Source organism: Pseudomonas sp. (assembly GCF_050739655.1).
Lineage (GTDB): Bacteria > Pseudomonadota > Gammaproteobacteria > Pseudomonadales > Pseudomonadaceae > Aquipseudomonas.
Genome location: NZ_JBOIBY010000521.1, coordinates 1 through 8,900, shown reverse-complemented (window position 1 = coordinate 8,900; position 8,900 = coordinate 1). Strand labels below are relative to the sequence as shown.

Sequence of the window (8,900 nt, the reverse complement as noted above, 5' to 3'; positions counted from 1 at the left end):
CACGGCGCTGGTACAGTTTTATGGAAATTGGATATGATACGCGGCCTAGATTTTTGTAAATCCCATCCAAATTCGGATATTCGCAATGAAAACTGGTAAAGAACTCAAACCCGGTACCGTGATCCGTCTCGAAAACGATCCTTGGCTGGTTCAGAAAGCTGAATTCACCAAGTCGGGCCGTAACAGCGCGATCATGAAGACCAAGCTGAAAAACCTGCTGACCGGTTACAAGACCGAGATCGTTTACAGCGCCGACGACAAGCTGGACGACGTAATCCTCGACCGCAAAGAAGCGACCCTGTCCTTCATCAGCGGCGATACCTACACGTTCATGGACACCTCCGACTACACCATGTACGAGCTGAACGCTGACGATATCGAAGCTGTTCTGCCGTTCATCGAAGAAGGCATGACCGACGTTTGCGAAGCCGTTTTCTTCGAAGGCCGTCTGGTTTCCGTAGAACTGCCGACCACCATCGTGCGTCAGGTTGACTACACCGAAGGTTCCGCTCGCGGTGACACTTCCGGCAAGGTGATGAAGCCTGCCAAACTGAAGAACGGTACCGAGCTGTCGGTTGCTGACTTCATCGAAATCGGCGACATGATCGAGATCGATACCCGCGAAGGCGGTTCCTACAAAGGCCGTGCTAAATAAGCACTGCTTGAGGAATGAAAAAGCCCGACCATTGAGTCGGGCTTTTTTGTGTCTGAAAGATCAAGAGATCGCAGCCTCGTTTCACTCGACAGCTCCTACACGGGTCTGCATTTCCCTGTAGGAGCTGTCGAGTGAAGCGAGGCTGCGATCTTTTGCTTCAGCTTTTTATTTCAGGTGCTCCTTGAGCTCCTGCGAAGCCTGCAACATCGCCGAGCGCACCGCTGGTACCTGACTGACCACATTGAGCAAGCCGTAGTCGTGGATCAGGCCGTTGTAGCGAACGGAGGTCACCGGCACGCCGGCTTCATCCAGTTTGCGGGCGTAGGCTTCACCTTCATCGCGCAGCACGTCGGCGCCGGCCGTCTGCACCAGTGCCGGAGGCAAGCCCTTGAGTTGTGCAGGGGTTGCCCGCAGTGGCGAAGCGTAGATCTCGTTACGCTGCTTGGCGTCGGTGGTGTAGTTGTCCCAGAACCACTTCATCATGTTGCGGGTCAGGAAGTGACCTTCGGCATACTGGTTATAGGAACCGGTGTCGAAGTTGGCATCGGTCACCGGCCACAGCAAAACCTGGAATTTGATCGCCGGTGTGCCTTTGTCTTTAGCCATCAGTGCAACGACGGCCGCCATGTTGCCGCCGACGCTATTGCCGGCCACGGCCAGGCGTTTGCCATCGACGTTGATCTCTTTGCCGTGCTCAGCCACCCATTTGGTCGCGGCGTATGCCTGGTTGATCGCCACCGGGTAGTGCGCTTCCGGTGAAGGCGTGTAGTTGACGAAAACCGCCGCTGCGCCCGAACCCGCCACCAAGTCACGGACCAAGCGTTCGTGGGTCGGGTAATCCCCCAGTACCCAGCCACCGCCGTGAAAGAACATGAACACTGGCAACTCGCCTTTGACCCCGGCCGGCCGGACGATGGTCAGGCTGATCGCCTGGCCGTCGACCTGGACGGTTTTCTGGCTGACATCGGCTTTTGGCAGCGTCAGCTTCACTCCAGCCTGCGCCCCCACCAGTACGGCTCGGGCATCGGCAGGCGTCATTTGCTCCATCGGTTTGCCGGTGCCGGCATTCAGCACGTCGAGAAATGCCTGGGTGTTGTGCTCAACATCACCGGCGAACGCGCTGTTGATGGACAGGGCGAAAAGGGTACCGGTCAAGACTTTGCTGAAAGTGTTCATGTTCATTTCCTGTTCGGGCCTGAGGACGTCATGGGTTAGACGGTGACATGCAGACGCACATCGACGTTGCCGCGGGTGGCGTTGGAGTACGGGCAGACCTGGTGGGCCGCGTCGACCAGGGTTTGTGCATCGGCTTGTTCAAGGCCTGGCAGGCTGATGTGCAGGTCGATATCCAGACCGAAGCCACCAGGGATCTGGCCGATGCCGACGTGGGCGGTGATCGACGCGTCGCTCGGGATGCTGCGCTTGCTCTGGCTGGCAACGAATTTCAGTGCACCGATGAAGCAGGCGGAGTAACCAGCGGCGAACAGTTGTTCAGGGTTGGTCGCCGCACCGCCAGCACCGCCGAGTTCTTTCGGGGTGGCGAGTTTGACGTCGAGAATGTTGTCACTGGAAATCGCACGACCGTCACGGCCACCGGTGGAAGTTGCGATTGCGGTGTAGAGAGTTTGCATGGTGAAAGCCTCGTTCGGGTTTGATTTATTTGCGCTAAATGTTTGCGCGCTAAGTAAGTGCGAAATTAATGTATCGCGCTAATGTTTAGTGCGCAATATAAATTTCTGAAAAAATTTGAGCCGAGGAGTATTCGCAAGGATGAAGTCGGCTGTGAGCCTTGCTTTAGAGCGATTAAGAGGCAGAAAATATTTTTGAGGATTGAGCGCAGACCAATTGTGGGAGCGGGCTTGCTCGCGAAGGCGGTGCGTCATTCAGCATTTTGCCGATTGACACACCGCCTTCCCGAGCAAGCCCGCTCCCACAAGGTTCGAGGTGCTATTTAGACCAGACTGTCTTGCAAATGCCGACGCAGCTCTTGCAGCTCCGCTTGCAGTTTTTGCAGCCTCTCCAGCGTCATGCCGCTGGCGCCGAGGATGCACTGGGGAATGCCACGCGCCTTATCGCGCAAGGCGCGCCCCTGTTCGGTGAGTTCGACGATCACCACGCGCTCGTCTTCACGGCTGCGGGTGCGGCTGAGCAAACCTTCGGCTTCCAGGCGTTTGAGCAGCGGGGTGAGAGAGCCGGGATCTGTCAGCAGACGCGAGCTGATTTCGCCTACGGTCAAACCGTCCTGTTCCCACAGCACCATCATCGCCAGGTACTGCGGATAAGTCAGGCCCAATGCCTGCAACAAAGGTTTATAGACCTTGGTCATCATCAGCGAGGTGGAATGCAGGGCGAAGCACGCCTGATTGTCCAGCAGCAGGTCGTCGCAGGTATCGGTGGTGTTGCGCTCGGTGGTCATTTCGAAGCCTTTGATCAGTGATCCATGAATCTAGCGGTCAAATCTTTAATGCGCCAGATAATACCGGACTAGTGGCGACTCTAAGGTGGGCAGCGGCACCGAATTTCAGGGTGGGAGATGCATGCTGTGCGTTTCCCCGTCATCGCCAACTGCGTAGGATGCAGCGTCTGACGTAAGGGGAATCGTTTGTGCTTGAGTTTTCGATGTACGTGGTTTTTGGCGCTGCCCTGGGTACCTTGGGCGGGATTTTCGGCATTGGCGGTGGATTGATTGCCATTCCGCTGCTGGGCGTCTTGTGTGGTCTCGATCAGCAGATAGCCCAAGGGACGGCGCTGGTGATGGTAGTGCCGAACGTGATGCTGGCGCTGTGGCGTTATCACCAGCGCAATAAAATCGAGTTGCGCCACGCGCTGCCGCTGGCCTCGATGGGGTTCTGTTTCGCCTGGCTCGGTTCAATCTGGGCGGTAGGTATTGATGCGCAAACCATGCGTATCGGCTTTGTTGCATTCCTGATCGCGCTCTCTGCCTACAATGTGGTGCGCATGTTTTTCGCCAGCCCACCGGCGTCGAAACAAATGAATTATTCGTGGCCTTGGCTCGGCGTGCTCGGGGCGGCATCCGGCACCATGGGCGGGTTGTTTGGCGTGGGTGGGGCCGTGGTGGCGACGCCGGTGTTGACCAGTCTGTTCGGCACCACCCAAGTGGTCGCCCAAGGCTTGTCACTGGCGCTTGCGCTGCCAAGCACCGGGGTCACCCTGGTCACGTATGCCGTGCATCATCAGGTGGACTGGATGGTTGGCGTGCCGCTGGCAATCGGCGGCCTGATGAGTATCAGTTGGGGCGTGAAAATAGCCCATGCCATGCCGGAACGCGTATTGCGGGCACTGTTCTGCGGCTTCCTGGTGCTCTGTGCGGTGATGCTCGCCTTTAAAGTTTGAACCCGTCGATGATGTGTTCTGCCAGGCATTCGGTGATCGGCGACGGATTGTGCAGGTTGCGCACCAGCATGATGCTGGCCTCCGGTAACACGGGCAGGTCTTCGGCTGCACCGAGGATGCGCATATCCGGGGTGATCAGGCTTTCCAGTTGCGCGGTCACCGCCAGGCCGGCGCTGACCACGGCCATGATGGCCGACAGGCTGTCGCTGTTGTACGCCACGCGGTAGTCACGACCCATCGCATCGAGGGCATTGCAGGCCCACAAGCGGCAGAAGCAGTCGCTGTTGAACATCGCCAGGGGCAATGGCGTCTGTTCATGGGCGCTGTAGCATTGCGCTTCGGCCCAGACGAAACGCTCCTTGCGCAACAACTGGCCAATTTCGCTCCCCGGCTCGCGGGTGACGATGGACAGGTCAAGGTCCTGGCGCATCAGCAGTTGTTTTGATGATTCGCAGTGCACTTCAATCTGGATCAGCGGATAGGACTGGGCAAACCGTCGCAGAATCCCCGGCAGGAAGCGCATCACGTAGTCATCCGGCGTGCCGATACGCACCGTGCCGACCATGTCGGGTTCGCGCAAAGTGTTGAACACTTCGCTGTGCAACTTGAGGATGCGCCGCGCGTAACCGAGCAGTACCTGGCCTTCGGCGGTCAGTCGTACCTGTCGCCCGTCACGCTGGAACAACTGACGCTGCAGCACGTCCTCTTCAAGCCGTTTCATCTGCATGCTGACCGCAGACTGGGTGCGGTTGACCAGTTCGCCAGCGCGGGTAAAGCCGCCCTGGTCGGCGATGGCGACAAAGGTGCGCAGCACTTCGGTATCGATACTCGGGTAGGCTGACATGCATCAATCTCCGAGATGTGTAACATCAGAAACATTCGTTGGATTGATCTTAGCTCCGGCGAGAAACTTGAGCCATCCAAACGGAGGGCAACAAGATGAAAGGTCAACATGAGTTTCAAGCTGCGCAAAACCACTCGGTTCACTTGATTTCCGATCTGCTGCACAAGGTCAGCCGCTGGTACGAGCTGCATCGCGAGCGCGAACTGCTGGCAAGCCTGAGTGACGAAGCGTTGAAGGACATCGGTATGAGTCGGGCGGATGTTGAGTTCGAGTCGGTCAAGCCATTCTGGAATGATCCGATGCATAAATGAGTAACATCCAACTACACAAACCAACTTATGGTGAGGTAGGTTGCGAGCAGACAAGGAGATGCTCATGCCCGCGACACAGTCCTTATCCCTCAAACAGGCTCGGCGTCTGGCGCTGGCCGCCCAAGGGTTCAACGGGCGCCAGCCGCCGGCCGTCAAAGCACCGCACCTGAACCGGCTGATCGAACGGCTGGGCATTCTGCAGATCGACTCCGTCAACGCCGTGGTGCGCTCGCACTACCTTCCGCTGTTTTCCCGTCTTGGTAACTACTCTTGCGAACTGCTCGACCAGGCTGCCTGGAGTCAGGGCCGGCGTCGCACCTTGTTCGAATACTGGGGCCATGAGGCTTCGCTGATGCCCCTGTCGCTGTACCCGATGATGCGCTGGCGCATGCAGCGGGCGACCCGGGGCGAAGACATCTATCAACAAATGGCGCGCTTCGGTCGTGAGCAGCAGGACACGATTCGCCGAGTGCTGGCTTGCGTTGAGGAGCAGGGCGCGTTGGGTGCCGGCAGCCTGTCGACTCGGCAGGAGCGGGCCGGCCCGTGGTGGGACTGGAGTGCGGAAAAGCATGCGTTGGAGTGGCTGTTCGCTGCCGGTGAAGTGACCGTCGCGGGTCGGCGCGGGTTCGAGCGGCTCTATGATCTGCCGGAACGGGTGATCCCCTCAGCGATCCTCACGCAACCACTGCTCGACGAGGCCGAGGCCCAGCGTGGGCTGCTGCTACACGCCGCAGCTGCCATGGGCGTGGGCACCGAAAAGGATCTGCGTGACTACTTCCGATTGAATCCTGCCGAAAGTCGATCGCGTCTTGAAGAGTTGGTGGAGGCGGGAGAATTACTGGTGTGTGAGGTTCAGGGCTGGCGGCAATCGGCCTTTTGCTTGCCCGACGCCAGGCCGCCGCGCAAGGTCGAGGCCAGTGCGTTGCTCTCACCATTCGATTCGCTGATCTGGGAACGCAGCCGCACCGAGCGCTTGTTCGATTTTCGCTATCGGTTGGAGATTTACACGCCGCAGCACAAGCGGGTGTATGGCTATTACGTGTTGCCGTTCTTGCACAATGAACGGATCGCCGCGCGGGTCGATTTGCGTGCCGAGCGGGCTGCGGGGCGGTTGGCAGTGCATGCGGTGCATGAGGAAGAGGTGGGGCTGGATGATGAAGGGATGCTGGCGTTGGCGATGAATTTGCGACGGATGGCGGATTGGCTGGGGTTGGAGCGGGTGCAGTTGAATTGCTCCCGGGCGAGTGCGGCACGGTTGCGGGTGGCATTCTTACAAATTGGCGGTGTTTGATCTGGCCTCTTCGCGGGCAAGCCCGCTCCCACAATGACTGCGCCGGTCACAATTAATGTGTCTGACGCGTAACTTGTGGGAGCGGGCTTGCCCGCGATGGCGGCCTGATAGGCAATGATGTCTTACTGATTTAGCGCCTAACCTGCTTCAGGGTTTCAGCAATCAAAAACGCCAGTTCCAGCGACTGATCGGCATTCATCCGCGGGTCGCAGTGAGTGTGATATCGATCCGACAACCCGTCTTCGGTAATCGGCCGCGCACCGCCAATGCACTCGGTGACATTCTGCCCGGTCATTTCGATGTGAATCCCGCCGGCATAACTGCCTTCGGCTTCGTGTACCTGGAAGAACTGTTTCACCTCGCCAAGAATCTGCGCGAAGTCGCGGGTCTTGTAGCCGCTGCTGGCCTTGATGGTGTTGCCGTGCATCGGGTCCGAGCTCCACAGCACTTGCTTGCCTTCGCGTTGCACGGCGCGGATCAGCTGTGGCAGGTGATCGCCCACTTTGTTCGCACCCATGCGCGCAATCAGGTTCAGGCGGCCCGGATCGTTTTCCGGGTTGAGCACGTCAATCAGGCGGATCAGGTCTTCAGGGTTCATGCTCGGGCCGACCTTGACCCCGATCGGGTTGTTCACCCCGCGCAGGAACTCAACGTGAGCACCGTCGAGCTGACGGGTGCGGTCACCGATCCACAGCATGTGCGCCGAGCAATCGTAGTAATCGTTGGTCAGGCTGTCGCGGCGCACGAAGGCTTCTTCATAGTTCAGCAGCAGCGCTTCGTGGGCAGTAAAGAAACTGGTTTCGCGCAGCTGCGGCGAGCTGTCCATGCCACAGGCGCGCATGAAGGCCAGGGTTTCATCGATGCGATCAGCCAGGTGGCTGTATTTTTCCGCGAGGGCCGAGTTGGCGATGAAATCCAGGTTCCACTTGTGCACCTGATGCAGGTCGGCAAACCCGCCCTGGGCGAATGCGCGCAACAGGTTCAGGGTGGCGGTGGACTGATGGTAGGACTGCAGCAGACGCTCGGGGTCCGGTACGCGGCTTTTTTCGTCGAAACCGATGCCGTTGACGATATCGCCACGGTAGGCCGGCAGGGTCACGCCGTCGATGGTCTCATCGTTGGCCGAGCGGGGCTTGGCGAACTGGCCGGCCATGCGTCCGACCTTGACCACCGGGCAACCGGCGGCGAAGGTCATGACGATCGCCATTTGCAGCAAGACTTTGAAGGTGTCGCGGATCTTCGCGGCGGAGAACTCGGCAAAGCTTTCGGCGCAGTCGCCGCCCTGCAACAGAAACGCGCGGCCCTGGGTCACTTCGGCAAACTGACGGCGCAACTCCCGGGCCTCGCCGGCAAACACCAGCGGCGGATAGCTGGCCAGCGTTTGTTCGACGTGCAGCAAGTGCGCCGCGTCGGGATATTGAGGTTGCTGCTGGATCGGCAAGGCGCGCCAGCTGTCAGGACTCCAGGGTTGGCTCATCGTCGTCTCTAGTGTTTTCCGCTCGGACGCCCATGTTATCAGCAATTAGTGCGTGACCTGTTCCCGTCGCTTCGCGGACAATCGCGCTTTTGCCGCTACCCACAGCGGTGGTGTTTGTTCATTGCAGGCGTGGTGACGATCGGGAGATGAAATGACTGAGGAGCGCGTCGAGCTTTTGCTCGCCGAGGTGCAGGACGAATTTGGCGTGATCCGCGTTCTGGAAGTGGCCGATTACCGTTTTCTCGAATTCGGTGATGCCATCGAGCAAAGCTGTGTGTTCACCGCCGACCCGAGCTGGCTGGAATACGATTACACCCGGGCAATGCTGATCGGCGCGTTGTGCCATGAACAGCCGGATTCCGCGCTGTTCCTCGGGCTTGGCGCTGGCACGTTGACCCAGGCCTGCCTCAAGTTCCTGCCGCTCGAAGATGTAGAAGCCATTGAGCTGCGTCCCGATGTACCGCGCCTGGCCATCGAATACCTTGGGCTGGATGACGATCCGCGCCTCTACATCCGTGTAGGCGATGCGCTGGAACTGCTCGACACCGCCGAGCCTGCTGACCTGATTTTCGTCGACCTTTATACCGACGTCGGCCCGGGTGTCGGCCACTTGGCCTGGACCTTCCTGGAAAACTGTCAGAAACGCCTGAATCCGGGTGGTTGGCTGGTGATCAATCAATGGGCAACCGACGATGGCAAGCCCTTGGGCGCGGCGTTGTTGCGCGGGCTTTACCATCGGCATTACTGGGAACTGCCGGTGAAGGAGGGCAACGTGATTCTGATCGTGCCGTCGGACCTGGATCAGGAACTGGATATGGACGGTCTGATCGCCCGGGCCGAAGCGCTGGCGCCGCGGTTGGGGTATTCGTTGGAGTCGTTGATCAAGGCGATTCGCCCGGCGACGTAACTTCGCCGTCCGTTCTGGCCCCTTCGCGGGCAAGCCCGCTCCCACAGGGTTCGAGTAATAC

At 59.0% G+C, this 8,900-nt stretch carries 10 protein-coding genes; 5 read left to right on the top strand and 5 right to left on the bottom strand.

What is annotated here, in order from left to right:
• The first annotated feature begins 85 nt into the window (after positions 1-85).
• Positions 86-655: an elongation factor P gene (locus ACRESJ_RS24615; RefSeq protein ID WP_150717537.1), complete on the top strand. Its 570-nt coding sequence runs from the start codon at positions 86-88 to the stop codon at positions 653-655.
• A gap of 165 nt (positions 656-820) precedes the next feature.
• Here ACRESJ_RS24615 and ACRESJ_RS24610 read toward each other — a convergent pair whose 3' ends face one another.
• The 3 genes from ACRESJ_RS24610 to ACRESJ_RS24600 form a co-directional block, all read right to left on the bottom strand.
• Entirely contained in the window at positions 821-1,831 is a 1,011-nt protein-coding gene (locus tag ACRESJ_RS24610; protein WP_431760225.1) for an alpha/beta hydrolase fold domain-containing protein, read from the bottom strand.
• Between the two features lie 35 nt (positions 1,832-1,866).
• Entirely contained in the window at positions 1,867-2,286 is a 420-nt protein-coding gene (locus ACRESJ_RS24605; RefSeq protein WP_431760224.1) for an organic hydroperoxide resistance protein, read from the bottom strand.
• A gap of 320 nt (positions 2,287-2,606) precedes the next feature.
• A complete protein-coding gene (locus ACRESJ_RS24600) occupies positions 2,607-3,071 on the bottom strand; it encodes a MarR family winged helix-turn-helix transcriptional regulator (RefSeq protein WP_431760223.1) in 465 nt (154 codons plus the stop codon).
• 203 nt (positions 3,072-3,274) lie between these two features.
• On the opposite strand from ACRESJ_RS24600, the gene ACRESJ_RS24595 reads away from it, so the two are divergent.
• Entirely contained in the window at positions 3,275-4,009 is a 735-nt protein-coding gene (locus tag ACRESJ_RS24595; protein ID WP_431760222.1) for a sulfite exporter TauE/SafE family protein, read from the top strand.
• Here the strand turns inward: ACRESJ_RS24595 and ACRESJ_RS24590 are convergent.
• Positions 3,999-4,853: a LysR substrate-binding domain-containing protein gene (locus tag ACRESJ_RS24590; protein WP_431760221.1), complete on the bottom strand. Its 855-nt coding sequence runs from the start codon at positions 4,851-4,853 to the stop codon at positions 3,999-4,001. The genes ACRESJ_RS24595 and ACRESJ_RS24590 overlap by 11 nt on opposite strands.
• Positions 4,854-4,948: 95 nt before the next feature.
• Here ACRESJ_RS24590 and ACRESJ_RS24585 point away from each other — a divergent pair, with 95 nt between their 5' ends.
• Both ACRESJ_RS24585 and ACRESJ_RS24580 read left to right on the top strand, forming a co-directional pair.
• On the top strand, positions 4,949-5,164 hold the full coding sequence (locus ACRESJ_RS24585) for a DUF1127 domain-containing protein (protein ID WP_431760220.1): 216 nt from the start codon (positions 4,949-4,951) through the stop codon (positions 5,162-5,164).
• Between the two features lie 64 nt (positions 5,165-5,228).
• Positions 5,229-6,455 carry a winged helix-turn-helix domain-containing protein gene (locus tag ACRESJ_RS24580; protein ID WP_431760219.1) on the top strand — a complete coding sequence of 409 codons (1,227 nt, stop codon included), beginning with the start codon at positions 5,229-5,231 and terminating at the stop codon, positions 6,453-6,455.
• Positions 6,456-6,585: 130 nt separating this feature from the next.
• On the opposite strand, the gene ACRESJ_RS24575 is transcribed toward ACRESJ_RS24580, so the two are convergent.
• Positions 6,586-7,932, bottom strand: coding sequence for a class II 3-deoxy-7-phosphoheptulonate synthase (locus tag ACRESJ_RS24575; protein ID WP_431760218.1), 1,347 nt, complete (start codon positions 7,930-7,932; stop codon positions 6,586-6,588).
• 151 nt (positions 7,933-8,083) lie between these two features.
• Here ACRESJ_RS24575 and ACRESJ_RS24570 point away from each other — a divergent pair, with 151 nt between their 5' ends.
• Positions 8,084-8,839, top strand: coding sequence for a spermidine synthase (locus tag ACRESJ_RS24570; protein WP_431760217.1), 756 nt, complete (start codon positions 8,084-8,086; stop codon positions 8,837-8,839).
• Positions 8,840-8,900 lie beyond the last annotated feature (61 nt).

Bases quoted from the DNA above. Each gene is read 5' to 3' on its own strand.
- ACRESJ_RS24590 (WP_431760221.1), bottom strand. From the start codon at position 4,853: ATGTCAGCCTACCCGAGTATCGATACCGAAGTGCTGCGCACCTTTGTC.
- ACRESJ_RS24615 (WP_150717537.1), top strand. From the start codon at position 86: ATGAAAACTGGTAAAGAACTCAAACCCGGTACCGTGATCCGTCTCGAA.
- ACRESJ_RS24605 (WP_431760224.1), bottom strand. From the start codon at position 2,286: ATGCAAACTCTCTACACCGCAATCGCAACTTCCACCGGTGGCCGTGAC.
- ACRESJ_RS24600 (WP_431760223.1), bottom strand. From the start codon at position 3,071: ATGACCACCGAGCGCAACACCACCGATACCTGCGACGACCTGCTGCTG.
- ACRESJ_RS24575 (WP_431760218.1), bottom strand. From the start codon at position 7,932: ATGAGCCAACCCTGGAGTCCTGACAGCTGGCGCGCCTTGCCGATCCAG.
- ACRESJ_RS24610 (WP_431760225.1), bottom strand. From the start codon at position 1,831: ATGAACACTTTCAGCAAAGTCTTGACCGGTACCCTTTTCGCCCTGTCC.
- ACRESJ_RS24585 (WP_431760220.1), top strand. From the start codon at position 4,949: ATGAAAGGTCAACATGAGTTTCAAGCTGCGCAAAACCACTCGGTTCAC.
- ACRESJ_RS24570 (WP_431760217.1), top strand. From the start codon at position 8,084: ATGACTGAGGAGCGCGTCGAGCTTTTGCTCGCCGAGGTGCAGGACGAA.
- ACRESJ_RS24595 (WP_431760222.1), top strand. From the start codon at position 3,275: ATGTACGTGGTTTTTGGCGCTGCCCTGGGTACCTTGGGCGGGATTTTC.
- ACRESJ_RS24580 (WP_431760219.1), top strand. From the start codon at position 5,229: ATGCCCGCGACACAGTCCTTATCCCTCAAACAGGCTCGGCGTCTGGCG.